The following is a 26,744-nucleotide window of genomic DNA, read 5'->3' on the forward strand; positions in this document are numbered from 1 at the left end:
TGCGGCGTAGTGTTCTGGGCAGTGGGGGACGGCCGTTTCCGGAGGGAAGCCGGAGGACGGCCGGGCATGCCCAGCCCAGGGACCGACGCACCGAGGAAGATCGCGGGGGAGCGATGAGCACGACCGATGCCGGGGTGCCGGCGATCACGCTGACCGAGGCGGAGCTGGACCGGTACGTCACGCACGCGCCGACACGCGGCCTGCTCGCGGGCCCCGGACTGCCCACGGACACCGACCTGTTGACGTTCTCCCCGCTCCGCACACACGGCCTGCGCACCCTCGGCGACGCCACGGACGGCCCCTTCCGCCTGGCGGAGGGGCTGCGCAACCGCCTGGTGATAGGCGAACTCCTCAACCCCGCGGGCATGGAGCGCGAGTCGATCCTGCTCGACGGGGACACGGGCGAGATCACGACGGCCTACCTCTTCGACCCGTCCGGCTCCCGCCCCTTCGCCCCGTCCCTGGACACCCTCCTGCGCTTCGCCGCCGTCACCGAGGAACTGGCAGGTCTGCGCGGCCGTTTCGCCGCCCTGTCGGGCCAGTACGGCCCCAAGACGGTGACCGAGGCCTCCCGCCGCCTCCTCGCGCTCTTCGAGGAGGACACGAACGGCGAGGTCCCGCCGTACTGGAAGACGGCGGCCCTGATCCGCCCGCTCGCCCTCATCGCCGGCCCCGGCACGGCGTCCGGCCTCACCCTGGACGTCCCGGCCCGCGTCCTGGACCAGGAGTTCGGCCACGGCCGGGTGGCCCGCTTCGAGGAGGTCGACTTCCCCACCACGCTCACCCACGAGCCGACCCGCCGTTTCCTGCGCGAGACGGGCCTGCCGGAGGAGGCGGTCCTCTTCCACGCCGACACGGACGTCCCGCTGCCCACCCTCACCGAGTACTACACCGGAGAACGCGCCGGCGAGTACCCCCTGGAGGACCTCCCCGCCCACTCCGACCACCTGATCCGCCTCGGCTACCTGGTCGAGGACAACAGCCTGGTGATCGACGGCAGAACGGGCGCGATCCTCACCTTCAGCGAGCCGGAGGCAACGCTCTACCCCCTGAACACCGACGTCTCCACCCTGGCCTTCACCCTCTGGCTCCTGCACCACGAGCGCACCATCGACGAACACCTGGGCAACGAACTGACGACGGACGCGTACGACCAGCTGGCCGCGGCGATGATCCAGACCCTGACGTCGATAGACCCGACGGCCCTGTCCCCGGCCACCGACTGGCACTACTGGACGGAACTGTTCCAGGACGAGGCGGGCGGGGTGCTCTGAGGGTCACTCCAGGCAGATCTCCACGCAGGTCTTGTGCGGAGCCTCTCCGACCCACTTGCAGCAGGCCGAGTGATGCGAGCGCACGGACTCGTCGTCGCGCTCGCGAAACTCGGTGATGATCTGACCGTCCTCGACGCGGGACACCCCGATCTGCTTCTCGAAGTCGATCTGCATGATGTCGTGCTCGAGCCTCATGCAGGACACCGCGTATCTACGGGCGGCGTCAGGGTATTTGCCGAACACCTCGTCGATCGCGGCGAAGAACTCAGGATCTCGCTCAGGTCCGCAAGCAGGCTTCGTGGCCATGGTCATCCTCGGGATCGGAGTCAGCGGGACGTAACTCGCTTGACGGTGTCGGCGCCGGTACGGGTCGCGCGGTAGACACCGGGCCGGCCCCGGGTGTGCTCAGACAGCGTGCAGGAAGAGCTGCGGCGACCATGCCGTGCAGGTGCCGGGTCCCGGACTGTCGATCGTGTTGGCACAGGCCCGTACCTTGAAGTTCCAGTCGCCGCGGGTAATGGGCGGGCGGACCGACCAGATCCTGCGTCCCATTCCGCGGTCCACCCATCTGTACCAGCCGAGCTGTGACGGATAGGTGTAAGCGATCTCGTAGTAGGCATAACGCGGGTTGGAAAAGCCGCCGTAGTAGATCTGGAGCGAGTCGGCGCAGCTGTCGAAGCGGGCGCCGGCGTACGGGCTGTTCGCATACTGGTACCGGTTCGGGATACCGCCGGTGTTGGTGCCGCCGCCGGGCGGGAACGCGTCACGGTACGTGCACTGGGCCGCCGGAACGGAAGCCGGGCCCCGTACCTCGGCCGCGGTCGCCGTGCCTCCCGTAGAGGCGACAGAGACCAGCAGGAATGCGGCGGTGGTCACAGTGATGAGGGGACGCCTCAACGTCATCACCTCCAACGGAACATGCTTCCAGTACCAGCATGCGCTCCTGCCCCACCCGTCGCATCCGACGCACGGAAACCGGCACGGACGACCGAAAGGGCGGCACCCCGCATGGGGTGCCGCCCATTCGTTTTGCCTGGTCAAGGCAGTGGAGGCCGTGGCGGGAATCGAACCCACGTAACTCGCTTTGCAGGTTTGTCGGGGCTGGTCAGAGCGCTATTCGGGGGCGTCCGTCGCCGTTCAACCCCGTACGAACGTCGCGCCCGCCGGGTAGCGTGAACTGCGCCGCACGGCTGTGTACGGCGATGAACGAGACGGAAACTGAGACGGACGCCCACGTCTTGCACCTCGTGGGTGATCGTTCAGCGCTGCCGGAACCACCACGAAGCCGCGCTGATGATGGCTGCCCCCGCGGCACTCGCCGCTCCCTTGAGGAACTGGGTGGTGACGACTCGGCCGTAGCTGCGGCTCAGCCGCTTCCACGTTCGCTTGCTACTGCTCGGGGCGTGATTCGAGGGGGTGGGGCTAGAGTCAACCGTCATGGGGCCTTCCTTGCTGTGTGGGGATGCGCTCTCGGGCGGGGGAGGACCTTCGGCTGAGCCGACCAAAGCATGCGGTCGGAGGGACTTCCCTGCTCAATTTCGAGCCTAGAGAGGACAGTTGGGTTCACGGAGCCAAAGACGGCCCACGTCGGTGGCGAAGGCGATGTAATTTCCAACCGTGGATCCCTGGAGCAGAATCACAGAACCCGGAACGATCGATGACCTTGTCGCCGATGCTGGTGAGGCCGGCCACAAGGTGACGGCCCGCCTTGTGCACGACTGGGTTGCCAAGGGCTTGCTGGACAAGCCGACGCGCAGGCCGAAGGGACGGCGCGGATCGGACAAGGCTCTCCACGCAACTAATCAGCGCAAGTTGTTCCTGCTGCTTCTCGAAAAGCGTCAGCAGATGCCTAAGATCCCCAGCCTGGCGTTGGTTCCGCTGAACCTGTGGTTGTACTGCGGCGATGAGTACGTTCCGACACGTCAGGCTGTGAAGGCACTGCGCACGTGGCTTAGGGATGGGCTGCGCAACAAGGATGTCGCGAGAGAGGGCGCCCGTGGGTTGCTGCAGCAGCTAGATCACCCACTCGCGACGGACACAGCCCGGAACCGGCTCCTGCGCCTACTCACAGACGTCGGTTACACAGGGCGCTTCGATCGGGAGGAACTTGCCGGGGCGGCCCGCGCGGTGTTTGAGCCCTCCAGCGCGTTCGCCGGAACCGGCCTTATCCGTGCTGTGGGGCACCCGGAAGCAGCACTGACACTGGAGAGCTTCCTGACCCACCTTGAGGCCATGTGTACGGCGATCCGTCGCGTCCGGGACAGAGACCTCGACACCGCCCTCATTGAGCGTGTCCGGTTGGTGCACCGAGGTACCAAGTCCGAGTACCTGGCCCGTCGTCGCGAGTTCGCAGCAGCAGCCTCGGGGACACTGGCCGCAGCCTTCGCCGAGCCGACGCTGAACGACCTGGCCAACGACTGCGGCCGGGAGCTACTGACCATCGTCGGTTACGAGGTCCTGCGTGCCGAGGGTCGCTTGGGGCACGCGGCTTGAAGGCTCGCGTGCGTGCTCAGGAGCGCGCCTGTAGAGCGGAGGACCATCAAGTCTCTGGTGTCTCATACGGTCGTGGGGAAGGATGCACCTGGGGCATGTTCAGCACGGCATCGTGGGGTGGGGATGCAACAGAGCGAGCGGAAGCTTGTGGCCGACGGCGTGCCGGCGAGCCAGGACCCTCGTGAAGCCTGGGCGGCAGCCGCGTATGACGTACTCGCGGACGTGGCGCGCCAGTATCACGCCGTCATCACCTATAAGGAACTGGCCCAGACGATCCAAGCCAGGACGGGCATCCATACAAAGGCTCTGTTGCATAACCCTCGGCAAGAACCCCGTGCTGTTGGCCAAGGCCCCCAAGACGGGTGACTACGAGGTAGAGCCCTACAGCGTCCAAGAGGTACAGCGGTTGCTGAAGGCCGCGGACCAGCAGCGTAACTCCGCACGGTGGGCCGTCGCCCTCGCCCTCGGACTGCGTCAAGGGGAAGTGCTGGGGCTGAAGTGGGAAGACGTGGACCTTGAGGGTGGCTTCCTCGTTGTCCGTCGGAGTCGCCACCGGCCGCAGTACGCCCACGGGTGTGCGGAGCCCTGTGGGCGCAAGGCCGCCGGGTACTGCCCGCAGAGGCGACGGACCAACCCGGAGTTGTCCACCACCAAGTCGCGCGCCGGCCGCCGCGCGGTCGGTCTCCCCGAACAGCTTGTTGACCTACTCCGTGCGCACCTCAAGGCGCAGGAAGCGGAGCGGCAGGGTGCGGGGAAGCGCTGGGAGGAGAACAGCCTGGTGTTCCCGGACGAGTACGGCCGTAGTCCGTCCCACCGCCGGGACTGGACCGAGTGGAAGGCCCTGCTGGCAGAGGCCAACGTTCGGGACGGGCGTCTGCACGACGCGCGGCACACGGCCACGACGGTGCTGCTCATCCTTGGTGTCCCCGAACGGGCCGGCATGGGCCTCATGGGGTGGTCGACCACGGCCATGGCCGCCCGGTATCAGCACATGGTGGACGCCGTGCGAGCCGACGTTGCGAAGCAGGTCGACAGTCTGATCTGGAAAACCAAGATTGACAGGCCAGATTATGGCGACGACGGTGCTGCCGGAGTGACAGCGCGAGAGAACTGATACCCGATGCGTGGGCGGTCCGAGAATGGATCGCCCATGCTCTCCGCATTTCGCTCGCCTGGAACGCCCTCAGCGTGCGTCGCCTGCGAACGGCTATTACACTGGTGGGGCGGGTAGGTAGCCACAACTAGTCCTTGTGAAGGGCGATTCAGTCGCCCACGCTCCACCGCCTGGAATGCGTCTGCCGGTTCCGCAGGCATGAGGTGGCTAAGAGTCGAGGGCGGGCAGTGGCGCCATGTCAGGTGCATCGAGTTTCCCGCAGGATGTCATCAGCCCCAGGGGATTGCAGTGCGATCGGAGGCGCGAGGACATGACTCGCATCCAAACCTTCAACATGGACCAGAAGTTCTTCGTTCGGCATCACAATTTCGAGGGCGAGATAAACGAACTGGACTTCCCGGGGCCGATTGGTGATTTCGATTGGCTGGTTCATTTTCTGCGAGTGGACCAGGGGAGTAGGCTGCTTGCGTTTGAAGCAAAGCACCCAAGTGGGTTCTTTCTTCGGCACAAGAACTTCCGGATAGTGCTGGAGCCTCCCGACGGCACTGAGCTGTTCAAGCAAGATCATGCGTTCCGCGAGGTTGCTCCACTGGCTGGCGATCCAAGGGACGGATGGCACTCCTACCAAGCGTTCCAGGACAAATTTAAAACCCGGTTCCTCGCGCACGAGAATCTCCACCTCTTTTTGCGCGATAAGTCCGAGTCGGGGATTGCCGCGGGGGACGCAAGCTTCAGGTTGATCGAAACGTGACGGTCACCGGAGCGTCTCCATGAACGCTGGGGATCCAACTGAGACGGGAACTGAGACGGACGACCAAAGGGCGGCACCCCGCATGGGGTGCCGCCCTTCGTTTCGCCTGGTCAGGCACTGGAGGCCGTGGCGGGAATCGAACCCACGTAACTCGCTTTGCAGGCGAGCCCCTAAACCACTCGGGCACACGGCCGTGATCATCTTCTGTTGTTCGGCCGTGGCGGGAATCGAACCCACGTCACTCCCCGCGAGCGGAGCTCGCTGATGGGTGCAGCGCAGGCGAGCCCCTGAACCACTCGGGCACACGGCCGTGTTCGTGGAATGAACGTACGGGCCGGTGGGAGAGGGGTTCAAGGGGACGGCGCGGGCTGCAATGGGACTGCCACACCGCGTTCATGAAACGGCCGGTGTACGACCAAGGTCGCAGGTCGGGTGGGACTACCGACAGGGGTCAAACCTTGTTGTGGGCCTTACGCTGACGAGCATGAGTGCCCTGAAGTCTCCTGACGCCGCTGTTGTGGATGATGCCGCCGACAGAGACGGCGGTGTGCTGAGCCGGGCCTATCGGGCGCTCAGTGTCGGGATCGTCTCCGTCGTGCTGCTCATCGCCTTCGAGGCGACCGCCGTCGGAACGGCGATGCCCGTCGCGGCGCGGGAGCTGGACGGCGTGGCGCTGTACGCGTTCGCCTTCTCGGGGTACTTCACGACCAGCCTGTTCGGCATGGTGCTCGCCGGGCAGTGGTCGGACCGCAAGGGACCGCTCGGGGCGCTGACCACGGGGATCGCGGCCTTCGCCGCGGGGCTCGTCGTCGCCGGGACCGCCCAGGGCATGTGGGTGTTCATTCTGGGCCGCGCCATACAGGGCTTCGGCGGCGGGCTGGTCATCGTCGCGCTGTACGTCGTCGTCGGCCGCGCCTACCCCGAGCGGCTGCGCCCCGCGATCATGGCGGCCTTCGCCGCCGGGTGGGTCGTACCGTCCATCGTCGGGCCCCTCGCCTCGGGCGCCGTGACCGAGCACCTCGGCTGGCGGTGGGTCTTCCTCGGCATACCCGTGCTCGTGGTGTTCCCGCTCGCTCTCGCGCTGCCGCAGATACGGCGGAGGGCGGCAGGTCCCGTGGCCGGCACCGAGGGCTCCGGTTCCTTCGACCGGCGGCGTATCCGGCTCGCCCTCGCCATCTCCCTCGGCGCGGGTCTCCTCCAGTACGCCGCCCAGGACCTGCGCTGGTTCTCGCTGCTCCCCGGCCTCGCCGGAGCCGCCCTGCTGGTGCCCGCCGTCCTCGGTCTGCTGCCGCGCGGCACCTACCGCGCCGCCCGCGGGCTGCCCTCCGTCGTGCTGCTGCGCGGGGTCGCCGCCGGGTCCTTCATCGCGGCTGATTCCTTCGTCCCGCTGATGCTGGTCACCCAGCGGGGGCTGTCGCCGACGCTGGCCGGGTTCTCGCTGGCCGCGGGCGGGGGCACGTGGGCGCTGGGCTCATGGGTGCAGTCCCGGCCGCGCGTGGAGCCGTACCGGGAGCGGCTGATGACCGTGGGGATGGTGCTGGTGGCCGCCGCGATCGTCACCGCGCCGAGTGTGCTCGTACAGGCAGTGCCGGTCTGGATCGTCGCCGTCGCCTGGGGCTTCGGCTGCTTCGGCATGGGGCTGGTGATCGCCTCCGCCAGCGTGCTCCTGCTCCAGCTGTCCGCCCCGGAGGAGGCCGGCGCCAACTCCGCCGCCCTGCAGATCTCCGACGCCCTCTCCAACGTGGTCCTCCTGGCCGCGACCGGCGCGGCCTTCGCCGCCCTGGGCGGCGGCAGCACCACGGCCACGACAGCCGACGCCACCCATCCCGCCGCCTTCGCCGCCGTGTTCCTGCCGATGGCGGGGGTGGCGCTGGTGGGGGCATGGGTCACGACGCGGCTGCGGGAGCGGTGAGGCCGCGGTGTAGCGGCCGTCGCCGCGGTATATCGGTCGCCGGGTCGTGCCGCCGCGTCCTAGCCTCCCCGCATGCAAGAGCTGACTCTCTCCCTCGACCCCGCCACCCGGCAGGCGCTGGACGATCTCGCTGACGCGTCCGGCCGCGGTACCGAGGAGGTGGTGCTGGACGCCGTACGCCGGTATCTGGACGAGGAAGGGGCGGCCGTCCGTGCCCACGCCGAGCGCCTCGCGCTGAGCCACGCCGACCTGTTGAGGAGGCTGGGCGAATGAACCGGCATCTCACCGTCGCCGAGGTCACCGCCATCGCCGAGATCGCCTTCGGCGGCCGTCCGCCCGAGGCGCGGGAGCCCGGGCTGCTGGCCTCGGCCGTGCACCGGCCCCGTGCACGGATGTTCGGTACGGCCGCCTACGAGGACCTGCACGAGCAGGCCGCCGCACTGCTGCACGCCCTCGCCGCCAACCACCCCCTGGTCGACGGCAACAAGCGCACCGCCTGGCTCGCCACGGCCACCTTCCTCGCCCTCAACGGGGTCGATCTCGCCGACGTCGACCAGGACACCGCATACGGCCTGGTCATCGACGTGGCCTCCGGGAGCATCAGCGACATCTCGCGGATCGCGGAGCGGCTGCGGCGGTTGTGACGTGGATCCCACCCACGGGGGACCCGGCCTTGTCCGGGCGTTGACGGGGGTGGGGCGCCGGTAGGGTGGCCCGGTTGTCATACGTAGCCGAGCCGCCCTACCCCCTTAACTACGGAGACCGTGACTACCACCGCCGCTTCCTCCTCCCACCACCTTTCCCCCGCCTTCCCCGGGCGCGCGCCCTGGGGTACCGCCAGCAGGCTGCGTGCCTGGCAGCAGGGGGCGATGGAGAAGTACATCCAGGAGCAGCCGCGTGACTTCCTCGCCGTCGCCACGCCCGGCGCCGGCAAGACGACCTTCGCGCTGACCCTCGCCTCCTGGCTGCTGCACCACCATGTCGTGCAGCAGGTCACCGTGGTCGCGCCGACCGAGCATCTGAAGAAGCAGTGGGCGGAGGCCGCGGCAAGGATAGGGATCAAGCTCGATCCCGAGTACAGCGCGGGGCCGCTCGGCAAGGACTACGACGGGGTCGCCGTCACGTACGCCGGTGTGGGCGTGCGTCCGATGCTGCACCGCAATCGGGTCGAGCAGCGCAAGACCCTCGTGATTCTTGACGAGATCCACCACGCCGGTGACTCCAAGTCCTGGGGCGAGGCGTGTCTGGAGGCGTTCGAGCCCGCGACCCGGCGGCTCGCGCTGACCGGTACGCCGTTCCGGTCCGACACCAACCCCATCCCCTTCGTGACGTACGAGGAGGGGACGGACGGGATCCGGCGGTCCTCCGCCGATTACACGTACGGATACGGCAACGCCCTGGCCGACCATGTCGTCCGGCCCGTCATCTTCCTCAGCTACAGCGGCAACATGCGCTGGCGCACCAAGGCCGGTGACGAGATCGCCGCCCGGCTCGGCGAGCCGATGACCAAGGACGCGATCAGCCAGGCCTGGCGCACCGCCCTCGATCCGCGCGGCGACTGGATGCCGAGCGTGCTGCGCGCCGCCGACCAGCGGCTGACCGAGGTCAGGAAGGCCATCCCGGACGCGGGTGCGCTGGTCATCGCCTCCGACCAGGACTCGGCGCGTGCGTACGCCAAGCTGATCCGGGAGATCACCGGGTCCAAGGCGACTCTGGTGCTGTCCGACGACGCCGGTGCCTCGAAGAGGATCGACGATTTCAGCGGGAGCAACGACCGCTGGATGGTCGCTGTGCGGATGGTGTCCGAGGGCGTCGACGTGCCGCGGCTCGCGGTGGGGGTGTACGCCACCACCATTTCGACTCCGCTGTTCTTCGCTCAGGCCGTCGGGCGTTTCGTACGGTCCCGGCGGCGCGGCGAGACCGCGTCCGTGTTCCTGCCCACCGTTCCCGACCTGCTGACCTTCGCCAACGAGATGGAGAAGGAGCGGGACCACGCCCTCGACAAGCCGAAGAAGGAGGGCGAGGAGGACCCGTACGCCGAATCCGAGAAGGAGATGGAGGAGGCGAACCGGGAGCAGGACGAGGACACCGGTGAGCAGGACATGCTGCCCTTCGAGGCGCTGGAGTCCGACGCCGTCTTCGACCGGGTGCTGTACGACGGCGCCGAGTTCGGTATGCAGGCCCACCCCGGGAGCGAGGAGGAGCAGGACTACCTCGGGATCCCCGGGCTGCTGGAGCCCGAGCAGGTGCAGTTGCTGCTGCAGAAGCGGCAGGCCCGGCAGATCGCGCACAGCCGTAAGAAGCCGGACTCCGAGGCCGACCTGCTCGAACTGCCCGCCGAGCGGCGGCCGGTGGTCAGCCACAAGGAGATGATGGAGCTGCGCAAGCAGCTCAACACGATGGTCAGCGCCTACGTCCACCAGAGCGGCAAGCCGCATGGTGTCATTCACACCGAGCTGCGGCGGGTGTGCGGGGGGCCGCCGAGTGCGGAGGCGACGGCGGGGCAGTTGCGGCAGCGGATCGCCAAGGTGCAGGAGTGGGCCACTCGGATGCGGTGACGCTCCGCTGGGTTGGGGGATTTTTCCCGCCCGCCTGCCCGTCTCGGTTGGTCGAGGAGGCGCCGTCGCGAGGCTGTGCCCCGGACCCCGTCTGACCCCCATGATCCTGGGGCCGCCATGTTCATGGGGCCGTGCGTATCCGGACGAATGCAGGCAGGCCGGATCTGCCCTTGCCCGGATTCTGGACGGAGACTTCCGCTCAGCGAACCGGCTTCGCTACTGTCCCGCTACGCACACGCCCCGTGGCAGCGCCGCCGCGGAGCGCAGCCGTGAAGCGACATGGCCCGGAGCCGACGGGTCGTTCTCGATCGGCCGCCTCTGAGGCGCGTCGCCGTCGGGACCCGGCGACGCATCCGTCCGCCCAGGGGTTGCCGACCTCACCACCAAAGGAGTGGGCGTCGTGACCGCGGAGACCTCCCAGACGCTCGACCGGGGACTACGTGTCCTCAAGTTGCTGGCCGACACGGACCATGGCCTGACCGTCACCGAGCTTTCCAACAAATTGGGTGTGAACCGGACCGTGGTGTACCGGTTGCTCGCCACACTGGAGCAGCATGCGCTCGTACGCCGTGATCTGGGCGGGCGAGCCCGGGTCGGGCTGGGGGTGCTGCGGCTCGGCCGGCAGGTGCATCCGCTGGTACGGGAGGCCGCGCTGCCCGCGCTGCGCTCGCTCGCCGAGGACATCGGGGCTACGGCGCATCTGACGCTGGTGGACGGGACGGAGGCGCTCGCCGTCGCCGTGGTCGAGCCGACCTGGACGGACTACCACGTGGCCTACCGCGCCGGTTTCCGGCATCCGCTGGACCGGGGGGCCGCGGGCAAGGCGATTCTCTCCGCGCGGCAGTCGCCCTCGGGCGACCCCGGGTACACGCTGACGCACGGCGAGCTGGAGGCGGGGGCCAGTGGGGCCGCGGCGCCGCTCATCGGGGTGACGGGTGTCGAGGGCAGTGTGGGTGTGGTGATGCTCGCGGATTCCGTTCCGGAGAGGGTGGGGCCCAGGGTGGTCGATGCGGCTCGGGAAGTCGCCGAAGCGTTGCGCTGAGCGCTGCTTTTGGCGGGGGGCGTTCGTTTTTGGGTGCGGGTGCGTTGTGGCTGGTCGCGCCCACGCGGCGGAGCCGCATATCGATGCAGCCCCGCGCCCCTTTGATGTGCGTACCGCTCGCCACCACGGCACCGTCGGACCAGTGCTTTGGCCATCACGCTAATCCGAATCCCCAACCTTTGGCCGTTCCCCTCACCTTCCGCTGACCGCCCCTCCGCATCATCAAGGGCCATACAGCCCCGATGGCGGAGGGAACGGCACGGTGGAGAGAGTCGAGAGCCGGCCACAGGCCGGACAACGGACAGCGCGCGGAGGCCGGCTCACCCGGCGGCAAGCCGTAGGCACGCTCATGGGTGAGGCCGCCTCCAGTCCGCTCAAGCGGACCATGGGGGTCGCCCAGCTCACGTTGCTCAGTGTGGGGGCCACCCTCGGTACCGGGATCTTCGTCGTGCTCGGGCAAGCCGTCCCGGAGGCCGGGCCCGCGATCGTCGTGTCCTTCGTGCTCGCCGGGGTCACCGCGCTGTTCTCGGCGCTGTCCTATGCCGAGCTGGCCGGCATGATCCCCGGGTCGGGATCGTCGTACAGCTATGCCTACGCCACCCTCGGCGAGCTGGTCGCCTGGGTGTGCGGGTGGTGTCTGATCCTGGAGTACGGGGTGTCCGTGGCCGCCGTGGCCGTGGGGTGGGGGCAGTACGTCAACGAACTGCTCGACCTGGCCTTCGGTGTCACCCTGCCCGAGTCGCTCAGTGCCCCGCCCGGGCTCGGCGGCACCCTCAACATCCCGGCCGCTCTCATCGTCGTACTCGCCATGGTCGTGCTGCTGCGCGGGGCCAAGGAGAGCGCCGTCGCCAACACGATCATGGTCGGGATCAAGATCGCCGCGCTCGTGATGTTCTGCGCCGTCGCCTTCACCGCCTTCCGTGCCGGGAACTTCCACCCCCTCTTCCCGCTCGGCGCCGCCGGCATGAGTGCCGGGGCGGCCTCGCTCTTCTTCTCCTACATCGGCTTCGACGCCGCATCCACCGCGGGGGAGGAGGCCCGGAATCCGCAGCGGGACCTGCCTCGCGCGATCATCCTGTCCCTGGTCCTGGTCACCGCCCTCTACGTCCTCGTCGCCGTCGCCGCGCTCGGTGCCATGCCGTGGAAGCAGTTCGCGGGGACCGAGGCGACCCTGAGCGAGGTGCTGGTGCGGTCGGTGGGCGGGGGCAGCCTCTGGCCGATCCTGCTGTCCATCGGTGCCGTCGTCGCCACCACCAGCGTCGTGCTCACCGTGCAGTACGGGCAGATCCGCATCCTGTTCGCCATGGCCCGGGACGGGCTGGTGCCGCCGCTGTTCGCCAAGGTCAACCCCAGGACCGGTGTCCCGCGCGCCAACACCGTCATCGTCTCCGCCTTCATCGCCGTACTCGCCGCCCTCGTCCCGCTCGGCAGCCTCGCCGACGCCACCAGCATCGGCACCCTCTTCGCGTTCATGCTGGTCAACCTGGCCGTCGTCATCCTGCGTCGGCGCAGCCCGGGCGCCCCGCGCTCCTTCCGGGTCCCGCTCTCGCCGGTCACGCCCCTGCTCGGCGTCGGCTTCTGCGTCTACATGCTGTTCAGCCTGGGCTCCGACACCTGGATCGCGTTCGGGGTGTGGATGGCGGCCGGGCTCGTGATCTACGGCCTCTACGGCATCCGGCACTCCAGGCTCAACGCACCCCACGAGGACCCCGCATGACCGCTCTCGACCTCACCGCCGACGTCGTCACCCTCACCCGGGCCCTCGTCGACCTTCCCTCCGAGAGCGGAGAGGAGGAGCGGATCGCGGACGCTGTGGAGGCGGCCCTGCGCGCCCTGCCCCACCTCACCGTCGACCGGGTCGGCAACTCCGTCGTCGCCCGTACCAGCCTCGGCCGGTCCGAACGCGCCCTGCTCGCCGGTCACCTGGACACCGTCCCTGCTGCCGGGAACCTGCCCTCCCGGCTCGACGGCGGGAGCGTCCACGGGCTCGGTGCCTGCGACATGAAGGGCGGGGTGGCGGTGGCGCTGCGGATCGCCGCCACCGTCACCGCACCCGTCCGCGACCTCACCTACGTCTTCTACGAGTGCGAGGAGGTCGAGGGGGAGCGCAACGGGCTGGCCCGGATCGGCGCCGCGCGGCCGGGGCTGCTCGAAGAGGCCGACCTGGCGATCCTCATGGAGCCCTCCCAGGCCGGTGTCGAGGCCGGCTGCCAGGGCATCCTCACCGCCGACATCGTGGTCAAGGGCGCCCGCGCCCACACCGCCCGCGCCTGGCAGGGCGTCAACGCCGCCCACAAGGCAGCCCGGGTGCTCCAGCGGCTCGACGAGCACACGCCCGAGCGGGTCGTCGTGGACGGGCTGGAGTACCGGGAGGGGCTGAGCGCGGTCGCGGTGCGGGCCGGGGTCGCCGGGAACGTCGTACCCGACGAGTGTGTCGTGACCGTCAACTGCCGTTTTGCGCCCAGTCGTTCGGCCGAGGAGGCGGAGGCGTACGTGCGCGGGCTCTTCCCGGAGTACGAGGTTCATGTCACCGAGGTCGTCGCGGGGGCCCTGCCTCATCTGGACCGGGTCGGCGGGCTGGTCTCCGCGCTCGGCGCCGAGCCGCGGCCCAAGCTCGGCTGGACGGACGTGGCCCGGTTCGCCGCGCTCGGCGTACCCGCGCTCAACTACGGCCCCGGGGACCCGTCGCTGGCCCACACGGCGGGGGAGTACGTGCCCGTCGACCACCTGGAGCGGTGCGAGGAGCGGCTCAGGCGCTGGCTGGGCTGAGCCCGGCCAGCGCTCTCAACTGAAGCCACAGCACCAGCCGTTCGTCGGGGTCGTCCAGGTCGACCCCGGCGTGCTGCTGGAGCTGCCTGAGCCGGTAGCGGCAGGTGTTGGGGTGCACGGCGAGCAGTTTGGCCGCGCCCGCCATGTCGCAGCCCGCGTCGAACCAGCAGACCAGCGTGCGGGCGTACTCCGTGCCGTTCTCCGCGTCGTACGCCAGTACCCGCCGCCAGGCGCCCGCGCTCAACTCCCGTCGCTCGCCCATCACTTCGGCCAGCCGCAGCAGCGTCACGCGCGGGCGCACCTCGTCCACCGTGGCGACCGGCAGGTCCGCGTCCAGCACCCGCAGCACCAGATCCGCGTCCGCCCGGGAGTCCGCGAGGCCCGCCGCGTCCGGCACCACCTCGCCCAGCGCCGCCCGCACCGGCACCCGCAGCGCCTGCCCGGCCCGCCCGACGATGTCCTCGGCCAGCGACTTGTGCCGCTCACCCGGGGCCGGCAGTACCGCGTACACCACCCCGTCCACCAGCACGCACGCGTGCCGCCCGTAGCGCGCCTCGCACTGCAGGCGTACGACGTCCAGCAGGCGCAGCGCGGTCCGCTCGGCGTCCGGGACGCTCGCGGCCGAGTCCAGGACGAACGCGGCCACCCGGGCCGGGCCCGTGACCCCGAGCCGCTGGGCTGCCGTCGGCGCGTCCGCCGTGCCCTCCAGCAGGCGGCGCAGCAGGTCGCTGCCCCGGTGCCGGGCCAGTTCGCGGGCCGCGCGGGCCCGGAGCAGGAGCAGGGCGGCCGTGGCGGCGCCCTGGACCAGGGTGTCCTCGGCGTCGGGGGCGAGCGCTCCGCCGTCGATGACCCAGACGGAGCCGAGCGTCTCCCCGCCGGCCCGCACCGGCATCGCCAGGCGGGGCAGGTCCGAGCCGGTCAGCGCGGGCAGCCGCACCGGCCGGTCGGCCGCGAACAGCCGCCTGTACTGCTCGGTGTTCTCCGCGCTGGCCGGCACCTGCAGGCCGAGGATGCCCTGCCGCCGGTCCTCGTCCACCGCCTGCCCGGGAACGGTCGAGTAGGCCAGGATCCGCTGCCGGGGATCCTCGATGGCGGTGGCCCCGCCGACCCCGGCCGCGATGGCGTCGGCCAGCGCGAACAGGTCGCCGAGACCGGTGTCGGAGGTGGTGGCGGGCCGTGCGCCGATGGCCGAGGCCAGCAGCAGGTGCACCTGGTGCCAGGCCGCGTCCTCGGCGACCGACAGCAGCGCCACCCCGTGCGCCTCCGCCTCCCCGACCGGCCCGTCCGGACCCCGCACCACCACCCCGGTCAGCCCAGCCTCCGCCGCCGCCCGCACCAGGGGTCCCGCCTGCGCCGCCCGCACCCCGACCGCCAGCAGCAGCGCGCCGGGCAGCCGGGGGAGCGGGGTCCGGCCGTCGTAGAGCACCGCCTCGGTGACGGGTACGCCCTGCCCGGCGGGGGCGGTGTGCAGGTGCAGGGCGGGGCCGCCGACGACGTCCAGGAGGTCGCCGAGAGTGCACGCGTCCATGGGAGTCCTCGCGGGGTCGGCTTGGCTGATGCTGAAACGAACGTACGCATCCCTTGGCCGCTCGCACAACACGCGGCCCTCCGTGGCCTCCGAGACTCGTCCCATGACAGCAGGAGTCATGACCACAGGGGTCACCATCCGCACCGTCCACGACGTCGCCGGGCTCGCGGCCGTGGCCGACCACTTCAGCGACGTCTGGCACACCCCCCGGACCGCCCCGCCCTACCCGGCCGAGGTGCTGCACAGCCTGGTGCACGCCGGTGGCGCCGTGCACGCCGTGTACGACGGGCAGCGGCTGGCCGGGGCCGCCGTGGCCGTGCTCGGCGCGGAGCACAGCACGTACTCGCTGGTGGCGGCCGCCGACCGGGGCCTCGGGTACGCCGTGAAGCAGGCCCAGCGCGACTGGGCCCTCGGGCTCGGTGCCCGCACCATGCGCTGGACCTTCGACCCGCTGGTCGGCCGCAACGCCCGCTTCAACCTGGTCAAGCTGGGTGCCGTCGGCACGGAGTACCTGGTCGACTTCTACGGCCCCATGACCGACGGCGTGAACGACGGAGACGAGAGCGACCGGCTGACGGTGACCTGGGATCTGGCGGCGCCTGGGCCGTCGTACGACACGGACGCGGGCGCCCGCGGTCCGGTCACCCGGACCGCCCCGGACGGCGGCGCGCTCGCCCGCCGTGACCTCGGCGACCGGTACGTCTGGTGCCGGGTCCCCGACGACATCGTCGGGCTCCGTGCCGCCGACCCCGCGCTCGCCCTGCGCTGGCGGCACGCCGTGCGCGAGGTGTTCCTGGCGGCCTTCGCGGAGGGCTTCCGGGCGACGGGCATGTCCCGCGACGGCTGGTACACGCTCACCCGGACGGAGGAGGCCGCATGAAACTGGAGCGCGTCGAGATCGTGCACGTCGCGATCCCGCTGGTCACGCCCTTCCGTACGTCCTTCGGCACGATGACGACCAAGGACACCTTCCTCCTGCACGTCGTCACGGACGAGGCCGAGGGCTGGTCGGAGTTCGCCGCCGACCCCGAACCGCTGTACTGCTCGGAGTTCGTGGCCGGCGCGGAGATCGTGCTGCGCGACTTCCTGCTGCCCCGGGTGGCCGCCCTCCCGCACCTCACCACGGCCGCGCTGGCCCCGGCGACGGCCAAGATCAAGGGGCACGAGCTGGCGAAGGCGGCCCTGGAGACGGCGGTGCTCGACGCCGAGCTGCGGGCGTACGGCATGCCGCTCGCGACCTACCTCGGCGCCGTACGGGACCGGGTGCCCGCCGGGGTCTCCGTCGGCATCAAGAACTCCGTGCCCGAGCTGCTGGACGACGTCGAGCGCTACCTCGCCGAGGGGTACGTCCGCATCAAGCTGAAGATCGAGCCCGGCTGGGACGTCGAGCCGGTCCGGGCGGTCCGCGAGCGCTTCGGCGCCGGGCTGCCCCTCCAGGTCGACGCCAACACCGCCTACACCCTGGGGGACGTCGAGCACCTGCGGCGCCTTGACGAGTTCGGGCTGCTGCTGATCGAGGAGCCGCTGGAGGAGAACAACCTCCACGCCCACGCACGGCTCCAGCAGCGCCTGGCGACCCCGGTCTGCCTGGACGAGTCCCTGCACCACGCCCGGGACACCGCGTCCGCGATCGCCATGGACGCCTGCCGGGTGGTGAACGTCAAGCCCGCCCGGGTCGGCGGCTACCTGGAGGCCCGCCGCGTGCACGACGTGGCCCACGCGCACGGGGTCCCGGTGTGGTGCGGCGGGATGCTGGAGACGGGCATCGGCCGCGCCCCCAACCTGGCCCTGGCCGCCCTGCCCGGCTTCACCCTGCCCGGCGACACCTCGGCCTCCTCGCGCTACTTCGCCGAGGACATCACCGAGCCGTTCGTGCTGGAGGACGGCCATCTCCCGGTGCCGACCACGCCCGGGATCGGCGTCAAGCCGCTGCCGGACGCGCTGCGGCGGTTCACCCGGGAGCGGCGGGATCTGTACGCCGCATAGGAGGCGGGGGGTGCCGGGTGGCCGTCACGTAGATTGATTACGTGCTCTCACGTCTCACGCGTTCCCAGGCCGTCGCCGTCTGCGCCGTGCCCGTCGTGGCCCTGCTCGCCACGGCGGTCTTCGCGCCGCTGCCGTTCTCGGTGGCGCAGCCCGGGATGACGGCGAACGTGCTGGGGAAGAACCAGGGCACCCCGGTGATCACCGTCTCCGGTGCGCCCACCCGGACGACCGGCGGGCAGCTGCGGATGACGACCATCGAGGCGACCGGCCCGGACGCCCGGGTGTCCCTCAAGGACGTGATCGGCAACTGGTTCCGCACGGACCGTGCCGTGATGCCCCGCGACGCGGTCTACCCGAGCGGCAACAGCGTCAAGGAGATCGAGAAGCACAACGCGGAGCAGATGCAGCAGTCCCAGGACGCGGCGACCCAGGCGGCGCTGAAGTACCTGGACCTGAGCGCCGACAAGGTCAAGGTCCAGCTGAAGCTCGCCGATGTGGGCGGGCCCAGCGCGGGGCTGCTGTTCACCCTGGGGATCATCGACAAGCTGAACGGCGACGGCAGCGGCGGCGACCTCACGGGTGGCCGCACCATCGCCGGTACGGGGACGATCGACGCCGCCGGGAAGGTCGGCGCGGTCGGCGGGGTGGCCCTGAAGACACAGGCCGCCCGGCGGGACGGGGCCACCGTCTTCCTGGTGCCGAAGGCCGAGTGCAGTGATGCGAAGGCCGAGCTGCCCAAGGGGCTGCGGCTGGTGCCGGTGACCACGCTCAAGGGCGCGGTGGACTCCCTGGTGGCGCTGGAGAAGGGGAAGGACTCGGTCCCGAGCTGCTAGGCGATCACTGGCTGTAGGGCGACCACTGGCTGTAGGGCGACCACTGGCTGCTTCAGGCGACCGCCGGCTTCGGCGCGGCCGCGAGGCGCAGGCCGACCTCCACGAGGGTCCAGCCGACGCGGGTGCGCAGTTCGACCGGGGGCTTCGCCTCGGTGGCGAGGCGGTGGGCGGCGGCCTCGGCGGTCAGGTCGGCGACGTGGTGCTGGGCGAGCTGGGTGGTGAGCTGCATGGCGGGGCCTCTCAGTTCGTCTCAGTCGGTGTCGATGGGGAACAGGTGCGTGTGGATGCGTACTTGCTCGGAACCGGGTGTGTCCGCGTCGGGGACACGGCCCCGGTAGTCCTCGATCAGGGCGTGCATCTTCGTGACGAATTCGGCGGCCAGCTCGGGTGTCAGCCGTAGCGTCGCGTCGCTCATGTCGGAGCCGCGGGACCAGTCCGTGGACCACTGGTCGCGGGTGCTGAGCCAGGTGGCCAGCTCGCGGGCGTGGGTTCCGGCGACCTCGTGCAGGAAGACCTCGGCCATCCCGCGCACTTCCGGTCCGGCGCCCTCGAAGTCGGCGCTGTCGAAGACCAGTCCCTGGTCCACGGCCCGCCACCAGCGCTCCCGGCCCTTGCCGTGCTCGGGTGCGTCCTCGACGAAGCCGTGGGCGGCGAGCTGGCGCAGGTGGTAGCTGGTCGCACCGCTGGACTCGCCGAGCCGCTCCGCCAGTTGGGAGGCGGTGGCGGGTCCGCGCCGGCGCAGCGTGTCCAGCAGCTGCATCCGCAGCGGGTGGGCGAGCCCCCGCAGTGCGCGTGGATCCAGCCGGCGCTGTTTCCGTCCCTCGTGCTCCGTCTTCTCGTGCTCCGTCATGCGTACAAAGGTAGCTATGCAAAGAGTTCGTTGCAAGGACTTCTTTGCAACGTCTTCTTTGTATCGGCTACAGCCCGCGTGGCCGCAGCAGCGCCTCCGCCGGCGAGGCCAGCCAGTCGACCAGCAGGGCGAGGGCGACGGTGAGGACCGAGCCGACCACCAGGACCGGCGTCTGCCGGTGCGTGAGGCCCGCGGTGATCAGCACGCCCAGGCCGCCGCCTCCACCGAAGGCAGCCAGGGTGGCCGTACCGACGTCGAGGACCAGGGCCGTGCGCGATCACCGTCGGCGGCAGGCCCAGGCCCACCAGCGGGACGAGCAGACCGATCAGCGCCAGGGACGGGACGGTGAGGAGGGCGGAGGCCGTGCGCGTGACCAGCCGGTCCGCCCACACGCTGCGATACGTGACGATCCCGACGAGCACGCCGACGACGGTCGCCACGACCATGCACAGGAGGACCGCGCCCGCGTGCCGCCAGGCGTCCGTGAGCAGCTGCTGGTGGCGGCTGCTCAGGTACTCCCAGAAGCTCACGCGTGCTCCAGGCCGGCTAGATCCCTTCCCGACTGTCCTCGGCGGCCTGCTCCACGAGCGGGATGATCCGCAGCGGAACGGGGTTCTCCATGACGATCGCCGTGGAGGCCCGGACGATGCCGTCAAAACCGACGACCCGGTCGATCACCCGCTGGAGATCGGCGTTCGAGCGGGCCACCAGGCGGCACAGCATGTCCCCGCTGCCGGTGGTGGTGAGCAGCTCCAGCACCTCCGGCACGGTCGCCAAGTGCGCCCGGACATCGGGCCCTTGGCCCTGCCGGATCTGCAGTGTGGCGAACGCGGTGACCGGGTAGCCGAGGGCCGCCGGGTCCACCTGGGGCCCGAATCCGCGGATCACTCCATTCGACTGAAGCCGGTCAAGACGTGCCTGCACCGTCCCCCGGGCGACCCCCAGCCGCCGGGACATCTCCAGCACACCGATGCGCGGCTCCCGGGCCAGCAGCACGATGATCCGGCCGTCCAGATGATCGATCGCCACCGCGCCTCCCGGGATGGTCATCCTGTACAGAAGGACCGCAGAAACGGTCACACCACTGAGCAGATTGCCCAGTGAACAAACAAACTATTGCGCACCTTGCAGGCCGGGGCCACCCTTCCGGCATGACGCAGACCACACACCACACTCCCGACACCGCCCGGCAGGCCGACCCCTTCCCGGTCAAGGGAATGGACGCGGTCGTCTTCGCCGTGGGCAACGCCAAGCAGGCGGCGCACTACTACTCCACCGCCTTCGGCATGAAGCTGGTCGCCTACTCCGGACCGGAGAACGGCAGCCGCGAGACCGCGAGCTACGTGCTGGAGAACGGCTCCGCCCGCTTCGTGTTCACCTCGGTGATCAAGGCGACCACCGCCTGGGGCGACTTCCTCGCCCGGCACGTGGCCGAGCACGGCGACGGCGTCATCGACCTGGCCATCGAGGTCCCGGACGCCCGCCGTGCCTACGCCTACGCGATCGAGCACGGCGCCCGCTCGGTCGCCGAGCCGTACGAGCTGAAGGACGAGCACGGCACCGTCGTCCTCGCCGCGATCGCCACCTACGGCGAGACCCGCCACACCCTCGTCGACCGCTCCGGCTACGACGGCCCGTACCTGCCCGGGTTCGTGGCGGCCGCGCCGATGGTCGAACCGCCCGCCCAGCGCACCTTCCAGGCCATCGACCACTGCGTGGGCAACGTCGAACTCGGCCGGATGAACGAGTGGGTCGGCTTCTACAACAAGGTCATGGGCTTCACGAACATGAAGGAGTTCGTGGGCGACGACATCGCCACCGAGTACAGCGCGCTGATGTCGAAGGTCGTCGCGGACGGCACCCTCAAGGTCAAGTTCCCGATCAACGAGCCCGCGATCGCCAAGAAGAAGTCCCAGATCGACGAGTACCTGGAGTTCTACGGCGGCGCCGGCGTCCAGCACATCGCGCTGAACACCAACGACATCGTCGCGACCGTCCGCACCATGCGCGCGGCCGGGGTCCAGTTCCTCGACACCCCGGACTCGTACTACGACACGCTCGGCGAGTGGGTGGGCGACACCCGGGTGCCGATCGACACCCTGCGCGAACTGAAGATCCTCGCCGACCGGGACGAGGACGGCTACCTGCTGCAGATCTTCACCAAGCCGGTCCAGGACAAGCCGACCGTGTTCTTCGAGATCATCGAACGGCATGGCTCGATGGGCTTCGGCAAGGGCAACTTCAAGGCCCTGTTCGAGGCGATCGAACGCGAGCAGGAGAAGCGCGGCAACCTGTAACTCGGCAACCTGAAGCCCGTCGGCCTGTAACCCGTCGGCCTGTCCCTAGGACAGGTCGGCGGGCAGGGGCTCCTCCGGTTCCTCGGCCAACTCCTGCAACGCCGACTGCGCCGCCGTGACCCGCAGCGGCGAGAAGTACGGGTTGATCCGCAGCGCCTCGTCGAGATGCCGCTGGGCCGGCCCGTTCAGCTCCAGCTCGCGCTCGATCATCCCCCGGTGGAACACGTACAGCGCACTGCGCACCCCGCCGCCCTTCGTCTTGTCCGTCGCGGTCGTGGCGTAGTCCAGCGCCTCCTCGTCGTCGCCGTCCCGGTGCAGCGCCCAGGCGAGGGCGTCGGCCACCTCGATCCCCGGCTGGCGCTCCCACTCCTCCTCCAGCCGCGCCACCGCGTCCTGCGGGTCCCCGTGGTCCGCCTCGAACTGCCCGATCAGCAGCTCCTCGTCGACCCCGCCCGCCACCGCCTGCCGTACCCGCTCCCGCAGCAGCCCGTACTGCTCCCGGGCCGCCGCGAACTGCCCCCGAGACTCGTACAACTCGCCGAGTTCCAGCGTGACCTGGGGGTCGGCGTGCTTGGCGAGGGCGGTCCGGTACGCGGCGACCGCCTCGTCGGTGCGGCCCAGCGCGGCCAGCGCCCGCCCCTGCCCGGCGAGCGCCGCCCGCTGGTCGGGGTCGAGGCGTACGGCCGCCCGGAAGTGCCGCAGCGCGTCCTCCCGGTCGCCCCGCTCCCAGGCCAGCTGCCCGACCCCGGTCAGATAGGCGGCCTGCTCGGCGGGGGTGCGGGCGGCCGCCGCCGCGTCCGTCAGCTGGGCCGCGGCGTCCTCGCGCCAGCCCCGGTCGCGGTAGACCGCCGAGGCCCGCGCCATCACCGCGGGCCGTTCGGCCGCGCCGGTGCGCAGCGCCGTCAGTTTGTCCAGGGCGCCCCGGGCCGCCTTGTAGTCGCCGAGCCCGGTGTAGGCGTCGATCAGCGCCGGATACGACGTCCACCGCTTCGGCGCCAGCTTCAGCGCCTGCTCGCCGTACCGCTTGGCCGACGGGAAGTCCCGGCGCGCGTTCGCCAGCGCGGCCAGCCCGCCCAGCGCCTCCGCGTTGCCGGTGCCCCGCACCTCCAGCGAGGTCCGCAGCGCCCGCTCGGCCTTCGGAAAGTTCGCCGCGTCCGCACTGTGCCGCCCCTGCTCCAGATACGCGCTCCCCAGCACCGCCCATGCCCGCGCGTCCCGCGGCTGCGCCCGCACCCGGCTCTCCTGCTGCCCGATCAGCGCCGCCAGCTCCGGCAGCCCGGCCGGCAATCCGGAGGTGACCGCGGCCAGTGTCCGCGCCTGCAGCCGGGCCTGGGCCCGTGGGCCCGGGGCGGGCGGTGCGGCCCGGCGGTGCGGCTCGGCCTGCGGCAGCATCAGGGCCGCGCCCGCAGCGACTCCGCAGACACACGCGGTGACCAGCACGCGCCGCAGCCACCGCCGGGTGCGGCGCGGCGGAGGCGGCTCGGCCACCAGGGACGTACCGGGGACGGAGCGGCCGTACTGTCGGATCTCCATGCCGCTCACTGTGCGGCAGTACGACCGGCACGTCCGGGTGGCCCAAGGGCGGCACGGACGGGGTTCACACCGATGGCCCCGAGTGCGACGCTGTGATCATGAGCCGTATCGAAGCCCCCCGCGACGAACACACCGGTAATCTCACCGACCGGCTCCTGGCCGGCCTGCCCGCCGAGGCCGTCCTGACCGACCCCGACATCACCGCCTCCTACGCCAACGACATGGCGAGCTTCTGTCCGGCCGGCGCCCCGGCCGTGGTCGTGCTGCCACGCACCGTCGAACAGGTCCAGCACGTCATGCGCACCGCCACCGAGCTGCGCGTCCCGGTCGTCCCGCAGGGCGCCCGCTCCGGCCTGTCCGGCGGCGCCAACGCCACCGACGGCTGCATCGTGCTGTCCCTGACCAAGATGGACCGCATCCTGGAGATCAGCCCCGTCGACCGGATCGCCGTCGTGGAACCGGGCGTCATCAACGCCGCCCTCTCCCGCGCGGTCGAGGAACATGGCCTGTACTACCCGCCCGACCCCTCCAGCTGGGAGATGTGCACCATCGGCGGCAACATCGGCACGGGGTCGGGCGGCCTGTGCTGTGTGAAGTACGGCGTGACCGCCGAGTACGTCCTCGGCCTGGAGGTCGTCCTCGCCGACGGCCGCCTGATGTCCACCGGGCGCCGTACCGCGAAAGGGGTGGCCGGCTACGACCTCACCCGGCTCTTCGTCGGCTCCGAGGGCTCGCTCGGCATCGTTGTCCGCGCGGTCCTGGGCCTGCGGCCCAAGCCGCCCCAGCAGCTCGTCCTGGCCGCCGAGTTCGGCTCCGCGGCCGCCGCCTGCGACGCCGTGTGCCGGATCATGGAGGGCGGTCACGTGCCCTCCCTCCTCGAACTGATGGACCGTACGACCGTCAAGGCGGTCAACGACCTCGCCCACATGGGTCTCCCGGAGACCACCGAGGCGCTGCTGCTGGCCGCCTTCGACACCCCGGACCCCACCCCCGACCTCGCCGCCGTCGGCGCGCTGTGCGAGGCCGCCGGCGCTAGCCAGGTCGTCCCGGCCGAGGACGCCGCCGAGTCCGAACTCCTCCTCCAGGCCCGGCGGCTCTCGCTGACCGCGCTGGAGGCGGTGAAGGGCACGACGATGATCGACGACGTGTGCGTGCCCCGCTCGAAGCTCGGCGCGATGCTCGAGGGCGTCGAGCAGATCGCCGCCAAGTTCGGGCTCACCATCGGGGTCTGCGCGCACGCCGGCGACGGCAACACGCACCCCACCGTCTGCTTCGACGCCCAGGACCCGGACGAGTCCCGGCGGGCCCGCGAGTCATTCGACGAGATCATGGCCCTCGGCCTGGAACTCGGCGGCACCATCACCGGCGAACACGGGGTGGGCGTCCTGAAGAAGGAGTGGCTGGCGCGGGAGATCGGCCCGGTCGGCGTGGAGATGCAGCGGGCGGTGAAGCAGGTCTTCGACCCGCTCGGCATCCTCAACCCCGGCAAGCTGTTCTGACCTCTCCCGTACGGCCCTCACTGGGCGAGCAGTTGGTCGAGCGCGTCGTCGATGCCCAGCTGCCCGCCCTCGCTCCCCGGGGGCACCACCCGCAGCGTCCGCTCCAGCCAGGCCGACACCTGCGCGGACGGCGCCTCCAGCAGGGCTTCCCCGTCCGGCGAACTCAGCGCCATCAGCACCACGCTGCGCCCGTCGACCTTGGTCGGCCACACCCGCACATCCCCCTGCCCGCACGGCCGGAACACCCCCTCCACCAGCAGCTCCCGGGCGAACGTCCAGTTGACCGGGTGCTCGGAGTTGATGTGGAAGGTGATGTGGATCGCGTACGGATCGTCGGAGCGGTAGCTCAGCCGGGCCGGGACCGGGATGCTCCGCTCGGGCGACAGGACGAGCCTCAACTCCAGCTCCCGCTCCACCACGGTGTCATGCATGACCTGCGTCTCCTCTCTGCCGGGGCCGCTCGGACCGGGCCCGTACCAGGGGAGAGGGGGCAGGGGCACGGGCATTACGCGGGTTCGGGAAACTTTTTCCGTGCAGGTGTGGGACCCGTGTACGGCGTTGCCCGGAAAGGGGTGGGTCCGGCGGGACTGGCGGTGTGGCATGCCCGGGTCTGATAGATGTGGGGGACCCCATTTCACCCCCGAGCAGATACGGGACGACGGACATGAGCGCCCCAACCCCGGCACCCGGTGACGACAGGCCCCGCGAGGGCTACTACCCGGACCCGTCCATCCCCGGCTACGTCCGGTACTGGAACGGCGCCTCCTGGGTGCCGGGCACCAGCCGGCCGGCGCCGCAGGACGGCGAACCGCTCACCCCGCCGCCCGGCGCCCGCCCGGCGGCCCCGTCCGTCGAGGAGACGGGCCCGCACTTCTTCGACGAGGACCCGCAGCCGGCACCCTCCGGGCAGGACCAGCCGTCCGCCTGGGGCACCGATCCCCGCGTCCCCGCGGACCACCCGTCCCAGCCGTCCGGGCACGCCAGCCGCACCGACGGCACGGCGTCGATCCCGCCCGCGGACGACTCCGCCCAGGACCCCGGCGGCACCTTCATCTTCCGCCGCCCGGTCCCGGGCCCGGCGGCGGTCACGGACGACGGCACGATGACGTTCCGGCCGGGGCAGGGCAGGCAGCCCGGCGCTGCCGGGGCAACGGGCCCGGCAGGCTCGGGAGCCTCCGGCACGCCGGGCTTCGGAGCGCAGGCCTCCGGCTCGGGGGCGGCGGGCGGTCCCGGCGCGGGCGGCTTCGGCTCGGGGTCGGGAGGGCCCGGCGCGGGTGCGGGCTTCGGTGCGCAGGCCTCCGGCCAGGGGGCAGCGTCCGGTGGGCCCGGTACGGCGGGCCCCGGTGCGCAGGGGTCCGGCTCGGCGGGTGCCGGTGGCTTCGGCTCGGGGGCTGCGTCCGGCGCGGCGGGTGCCGGCGGCTTCGGGGCCCAGGGCCCGGTCGGCGCGCCCCACGCGGGGCCGGGTGGCCCAAGTGCCGCTGTCGCAGGCGGACTTGGCGGTCCCGGTGTGCAGGGTCCGATCGGGGCGCCGGGCGCGCAGTCCGCGCCGCCCGACCGTCCCGGGTTCGGTGCCGGGAAGGCGGCCGCCGCGCGGGCCGCTGCCGCACAGACCCCGCAGGCGCCCCAGGCTTCCGCCGCCGTGGCCCCCGGGGTGCCGCAGCAGGCCGGTGCCGGCACCCCGATGACCTCGGGTCCGGGCGGTGGGCAGTCCTCCTGGGCCCAGCAGGTGCACCAGCTGGCCGGGGGCGCGGACGAGCCGGTGGCACCGTGGAAGCCGCCGGTGGAGGACATCTTCCAGGCGGCCGCCCGCCGGCAGGCCGCGGCCCGCCCGGCCGGCCTCGGCAAGCGGTTCGCCGCCCGTCTGATCGACAGCCTGGTCATCGGCGCCGTCACCGCCGCCGCGGCGGTCCCGCTCGGCGCCCCGGCGGTCGACCATGTCCAGCAGAAGATCGACGAGGCCAAGCTGTCCGGCCGTACCGTCACCGTCTGGCTGGTCGACGGCACCACCGGCACCGCCCTCGGCATCGTCCTCGCCGTCCTTCTCCTCTTCGGCGTCCTGTACGAGGTGCTGCCCACCGCCAAGTGGGGCCGCACCCTCGGCAAGAAGCTGTGCGGCCTGGAGGTCCGGGACATCGAGGGGCACGCGCCTCCGACGTTCGGCGCGGCCCTGCGTCGCTGGCTGGTCTACAGCATCCCCGGTCTGCTCGGCATCGGGATCGTCGGCGTGCTGTGGTGCCTGTTCGACCGGCCCTGGCACCAGTGCTGGCACGACAAGGCGGCCCACACCTTCGTCGCGTCCTGACCC

The 26,744-nt window shown here is 71.0% G+C and carries 25 protein-coding genes, 2 tRNA genes and 3 pseudogenes; 17 read left to right on the forward strand and 13 right to left on the reverse strand.

Annotated elements, in window-relative coordinates; genetic code table 11:
• Nucleotides 1–113: 113 nt before the first annotated feature.
• Nucleotides 114–1,274, forward strand: coding sequence for an SUKH-4 family immunity protein (locus tag BEK98_RS18980; RefSeq protein WP_094217766.1), 1,161 nt, complete (start codon nt 114–116; stop codon nt 1,272–1,274).
• Between the two features lie 3 nt (nt 1,275–1,277).
• Here BEK98_RS18980 and BEK98_RS18985 read toward each other — a convergent pair whose 3' ends face one another.
• The 3 genes from BEK98_RS18985 to BEK98_RS48575 all read right to left on the reverse strand — a co-directional run bounded on the left by BEK98_RS18985 (nt 1,278) and on the right by BEK98_RS48575 (nt 2,713).
• On the reverse strand, nt 1,278–1,586 hold the full coding sequence (locus tag BEK98_RS18985) for a hypothetical protein (protein WP_143684131.1): 309 nt from the start codon (nt 1,584–1,586) through the stop codon (nt 1,278–1,280).
• A 93-nt stretch (nt 1,587–1,679) separates the two neighbouring features.
• Nucleotides 1,680–2,150, reverse strand: a complete 471-nt coding sequence (locus BEK98_RS18990; protein WP_094217768.1) for a hypothetical protein — start codon at nt 2,148–2,150, stop codon at nt 1,680–1,682.
• Between the two features lie 383 nt (nt 2,151–2,533).
• Nucleotides 2,534–2,713 (reverse strand): hypothetical protein, encoded by a 180-nt coding sequence (locus tag BEK98_RS48575; RefSeq protein WP_143684132.1) that lies wholly within the window; start codon nt 2,711–2,713, stop codon nt 2,534–2,536.
• 178 nt (nt 2,714–2,891) lie between these two features.
• Between BEK98_RS48575 and BEK98_RS18995 the strand changes: the two genes are divergently transcribed.
• The 3 genes and pseudogenes from BEK98_RS18995 (at nt 2,892) to BEK98_RS51290 (ending at nt 5,632) form a co-directional block, all read left to right on the forward strand.
• Nucleotides 2,892–3,767, forward strand: coding sequence for a hypothetical protein (locus tag BEK98_RS18995; RefSeq protein ID WP_143684133.1), 876 nt, complete (start codon nt 2,892–2,894; stop codon nt 3,765–3,767).
• Nucleotides 3,768–4,086: 319 nt separating this feature from the next.
• Nucleotides 4,087–4,881, forward strand: a pseudogene (locus tag BEK98_RS19000) (tyrosine-type recombinase/integrase); the annotation flags it as partial.
• Between the two features lie 334 nt (nt 4,882–5,215).
• Nucleotides 5,216–5,632 (forward strand): AbfB domain-containing protein, encoded by a 417-nt coding sequence (locus BEK98_RS51290; RefSeq protein WP_167444207.1) that lies wholly within the window; start codon nt 5,216–5,218, stop codon nt 5,630–5,632.
• A 118-nt stretch (nt 5,633–5,750) separates the two neighbouring features.
• On the opposite strand, the gene BEK98_RS19010 is transcribed toward BEK98_RS51290, so the two are convergent.
• Nucleotides 5,751–5,825: transfer RNA gene (locus BEK98_RS19010), tRNA-Cys, on the reverse strand.
• A 19-nt stretch (nt 5,826–5,844) separates the two neighbouring features.
• Nucleotides 5,845–5,942 (reverse strand) — tRNA-OTHER (locus BEK98_RS49050).
• 174 nt (nt 5,943–6,116) lie between these two features.
• Between BEK98_RS49050 and BEK98_RS19015 the strand changes: the two genes are divergently transcribed.
• The 7 genes from BEK98_RS19015 (at nt 6,117) to dapE (ending at nt 13,913) form a co-directional block, all read left to right on the forward strand.
• Nucleotides 6,117–7,544 carry an MFS transporter gene (locus BEK98_RS19015; protein WP_094217771.1) on the forward strand — a complete coding sequence of 476 codons (1,428 nt, stop codon included), beginning with the start codon at nt 6,117–6,119 and terminating at the stop codon, nt 7,542–7,544.
• 72 nt (nt 7,545–7,616) lie between these two features.
• On the forward strand, nt 7,617–7,817 hold the full coding sequence (locus tag BEK98_RS19020; protein WP_094217772.1) for a ribbon-helix-helix protein, CopG family: 201 nt from the start codon (nt 7,617–7,619) through the stop codon (nt 7,815–7,817).
• A complete protein-coding gene (locus tag BEK98_RS19025; RefSeq protein ID WP_094217773.1) occupies nt 7,814–8,188 on the forward strand; it encodes a type II toxin-antitoxin system death-on-curing family toxin in 375 nt (124 codons plus the stop codon). The genes BEK98_RS19020 and BEK98_RS19025 overlap by 4 nt, the downstream gene beginning before the upstream one ends.
• 120 nt (nt 8,189–8,308) lie before the next feature.
• Complete coding sequence (locus BEK98_RS19030) at nt 8,309–10,102, forward strand: DEAD/DEAH box helicase (RefSeq protein WP_094217774.1); 1,794 nt, start codon at nt 8,309–8,311, stop codon at nt 10,100–10,102.
• A gap of 400 nt (nt 10,103–10,502) precedes the next feature.
• Nucleotides 10,503–11,144: an IclR family transcriptional regulator gene (locus BEK98_RS19035; RefSeq protein ID WP_094217775.1), complete on the forward strand. Its 642-nt coding sequence runs from the start codon at nt 10,503–10,505 to the stop codon at nt 11,142–11,144.
• A 349-nt stretch (nt 11,145–11,493) separates the two neighbouring features.
• Nucleotides 11,494–12,861 carry an amino acid permease gene (locus BEK98_RS19040; RefSeq protein WP_094217776.1) on the forward strand — a complete coding sequence of 456 codons (1,368 nt, stop codon included), beginning with the start codon at nt 11,494–11,496 and terminating at the stop codon, nt 12,859–12,861.
• Nucleotides 12,858–13,913 (forward strand): succinyl-diaminopimelate desuccinylase, encoded by a 1,056-nt coding sequence (dapE, locus tag BEK98_RS19045; RefSeq protein ID WP_094217777.1) that lies wholly within the window; start codon nt 12,858–12,860, stop codon nt 13,911–13,913. Before BEK98_RS19040 ends, dapE begins: the two co-directional genes overlap by 4 nt.
• Here dapE and BEK98_RS50880 read toward each other — a convergent pair.
• On the reverse strand, nt 13,894–15,441 hold the full coding sequence (locus BEK98_RS50880) for a helix-turn-helix domain-containing protein (RefSeq protein ID WP_094217778.1): 1,548 nt from the start codon (nt 15,439–15,441) through the stop codon (nt 13,894–13,896). The genes dapE and BEK98_RS50880 overlap by 20 nt on opposite strands.
• A gap of 118 nt (nt 15,442–15,559) precedes the next feature.
• On the opposite strand from BEK98_RS50880, the gene BEK98_RS19055 reads away from it, so the two are divergent.
• The 3 genes from BEK98_RS19055 to BEK98_RS19065 are packed head-to-tail and all read left to right on the forward strand — an operon-like array spanning nt 15,560 to nt 18,260.
• Nucleotides 15,560–16,321, forward strand: a complete 762-nt coding sequence (locus BEK98_RS19055; RefSeq protein WP_094217779.1) for a chorismate synthase — start codon at nt 15,560–15,562, stop codon at nt 16,319–16,321.
• The gene (menC, locus tag BEK98_RS19060; RefSeq protein ID WP_094217780.1) at nt 16,318–17,427 is read left to right on the forward strand and encodes an o-succinylbenzoate synthase; all 1,110 of its coding nucleotides are present in this window, start codon (nt 16,318–16,320) and stop codon (nt 17,425–17,427) included. The genes BEK98_RS19055 and menC overlap by 4 nt, the downstream gene beginning before the upstream one ends.
• A 41-nt stretch (nt 17,428–17,468) precedes the next feature.
• The gene (locus BEK98_RS19065) at nt 17,469–18,260 is read left to right on the forward strand and encodes a S16 family serine protease (RefSeq protein WP_094217781.1); all 792 of its coding nucleotides are present in this window, start codon (nt 17,469–17,471) and stop codon (nt 18,258–18,260) included.
• A gap of 52 nt (nt 18,261–18,312) precedes the next feature.
• Here BEK98_RS19065 and BEK98_RS49055 read toward each other — a convergent pair whose 3' ends face one another.
• The 5 genes and pseudogenes from BEK98_RS49055 to BEK98_RS19080 form a co-directional block, all read right to left on the reverse strand.
• Entirely contained in the window at nt 18,313–18,489 is a 177-nt protein-coding gene (locus BEK98_RS49055) for a hypothetical protein (RefSeq protein ID WP_167444208.1), read from the reverse strand.
• Nucleotides 18,490–18,510: 21 nt separating this feature from the next.
• Entirely contained in the window at nt 18,511–19,110 is a 600-nt protein-coding gene (locus BEK98_RS19070) for an ArsR/SmtB family transcription factor (RefSeq protein WP_094217782.1), read from the reverse strand.
• Nucleotides 19,111–19,177: 67 nt separating this feature from the next.
• A pseudogene (locus BEK98_RS19075) lies at nt 19,178–19,384 on the reverse strand (ABC transporter permease); the annotation flags it as partial.
• Nucleotides 19,383–19,640, reverse strand: a pseudogene (locus BEK98_RS50045) (ABC transporter permease); the annotation flags it as partial. The pseudogenes BEK98_RS50045 and BEK98_RS19075, both read right to left, overlap by 2 nt.
• Nucleotides 19,641–19,656: 16 nt before the next feature.
• Nucleotides 19,657–20,139, reverse strand: a complete 483-nt coding sequence (locus BEK98_RS19080; protein ID WP_208643156.1) for an Lrp/AsnC family transcriptional regulator — start codon at nt 20,137–20,139, stop codon at nt 19,657–19,659.
• Between the two features lie 122 nt (nt 20,140–20,261).
• On the opposite strand from BEK98_RS19080, the gene hppD reads away from it, so the two are divergent.
• On the forward strand, nt 20,262–21,407 hold the full coding sequence (hppD, locus tag BEK98_RS19085; protein ID WP_094217783.1) for a 4-hydroxyphenylpyruvate dioxygenase: 1,146 nt from the start codon (nt 20,262–20,264) through the stop codon (nt 21,405–21,407).
• A gap of 45 nt (nt 21,408–21,452) precedes the next feature.
• Here the strand turns inward: hppD and BEK98_RS19090 are convergent, their stop codons facing one another.
• A complete protein-coding gene (locus BEK98_RS19090; RefSeq protein WP_094217784.1) occupies nt 21,453–22,940 on the reverse strand; it encodes a tetratricopeptide repeat protein in 1,488 nt (495 codons plus the stop codon).
• 92 nt (nt 22,941–23,032) lie between these two features.
• On the opposite strand from BEK98_RS19090, the gene BEK98_RS19095 reads away from it, so the two are divergent.
• Nucleotides 23,033–24,439: an FAD-binding oxidoreductase gene (locus BEK98_RS19095; protein WP_094217785.1), complete on the forward strand. Its 1,407-nt coding sequence runs from the start codon at nt 23,033–23,035 to the stop codon at nt 24,437–24,439.
• A gap of 17 nt (nt 24,440–24,456) precedes the next feature.
• Here BEK98_RS19095 and BEK98_RS19100 read toward each other — a convergent pair whose 3' ends face one another.
• Nucleotides 24,457–24,870, reverse strand: coding sequence for an SsgA family sporulation/cell division regulator (locus tag BEK98_RS19100; RefSeq protein WP_094217786.1), 414 nt, complete (start codon nt 24,868–24,870; stop codon nt 24,457–24,459).
• Between the two features lie 233 nt (nt 24,871–25,103).
• Between BEK98_RS19100 and BEK98_RS19105 the strand changes: the two genes are divergently transcribed.
• The gene (locus tag BEK98_RS19105) at nt 25,104–26,741 is read left to right on the forward strand and encodes an RDD family protein (protein ID WP_094217787.1); all 1,638 of its coding nucleotides are present in this window, start codon (nt 25,104–25,106) and stop codon (nt 26,739–26,741) included.
• Nucleotides 26,742–26,744: the final 3 nt, after the last annotated feature.

The sequence above is a fragment of the Streptomyces diastatochromogenes genome, from assembly GCF_002242805.1.
Taxonomy (GTDB): domain Bacteria; phylum Actinomycetota; class Actinomycetes; order Streptomycetales; family Streptomycetaceae; genus Streptomyces; species Streptomyces diastatochromogenes.

Bases quoted from the DNA above. Each gene is read 5' to 3' on its own strand.
- BEK98_RS51290 (WP_167444207.1), top strand. From the start codon at position 5,216: ATGGACCAGAAGTTCTTCGTTCGGCATCACAATTTCGAGGGCGAGATA.
- BEK98_RS19100 (WP_094217786.1), bottom strand. From the start codon at position 24,870: ATGCATGACACCGTGGTGGAGCGGGAGCTGGAGTTGAGGCTCGTCCTG.
- hppD (WP_094217783.1), top strand. From the start codon at position 20,262: ATGACGCAGACCACACACCACACTCCCGACACCGCCCGGCAGGCCGAC.
- BEK98_RS19105 (WP_094217787.1), top strand. From the start codon at position 25,104: ATGAGCGCCCCAACCCCGGCACCCGGTGACGACAGGCCCCGCGAGGGC.
- BEK98_RS18980 (WP_094217766.1), top strand. From the start codon at position 114: ATGAGCACGACCGATGCCGGGGTGCCGGCGATCACGCTGACCGAGGCG.
- BEK98_RS19040 (WP_094217776.1), top strand. From the start codon at position 11,494: ATGGGTGAGGCCGCCTCCAGTCCGCTCAAGCGGACCATGGGGGTCGCC.
- BEK98_RS19090 (WP_094217784.1), bottom strand. From the start codon at position 22,940: ATGGAGATCCGACAGTACGGCCGCTCCGTCCCCGGTACGTCCCTGGTG.
- BEK98_RS18985 (WP_143684131.1), bottom strand. From the start codon at position 1,586: ATGACCATGGCCACGAAGCCTGCTTGCGGACCTGAGCGAGATCCTGAG.
- BEK98_RS19055 (WP_094217779.1), top strand. From the start codon at position 15,560: ATGACCACAGGGGTCACCATCCGCACCGTCCACGACGTCGCCGGGCTC.
- BEK98_RS19025 (WP_094217773.1), top strand. From the start codon at position 7,814: ATGAACCGGCATCTCACCGTCGCCGAGGTCACCGCCATCGCCGAGATC.
- BEK98_RS50880 (WP_094217778.1), bottom strand. From the start codon at position 15,441: ATGGACGCGTGCACTCTCGGCGACCTCCTGGACGTCGTCGGCGGCCCC.
- BEK98_RS19015 (WP_094217771.1), top strand. From the start codon at position 6,117: ATGAGTGCCCTGAAGTCTCCTGACGCCGCTGTTGTGGATGATGCCGCC.
- BEK98_RS19070 (WP_094217782.1), bottom strand. From the start codon at position 19,110: ATGACGGAGCACGAGAAGACGGAGCACGAGGGACGGAAACAGCGCCGG.
- BEK98_RS19020 (WP_094217772.1), top strand. From the start codon at position 7,617: ATGCAAGAGCTGACTCTCTCCCTCGACCCCGCCACCCGGCAGGCGCTG.
- dapE (WP_094217777.1), top strand. From the start codon at position 12,858: ATGACCGCTCTCGACCTCACCGCCGACGTCGTCACCCTCACCCGGGCC.
- BEK98_RS48575 (WP_143684132.1), bottom strand. From the start codon at position 2,713: ATGACGGTTGACTCTAGCCCCACCCCCTCGAATCACGCCCCGAGCAGT.
- BEK98_RS49055 (WP_167444208.1), bottom strand. From the start codon at position 18,489: ATGCAGCTCACCACCCAGCTCGCCCAGCACCACGTCGCCGACCTGACC.
- menC (WP_094217780.1), top strand. From the start codon at position 16,318: ATGAAACTGGAGCGCGTCGAGATCGTGCACGTCGCGATCCCGCTGGTC.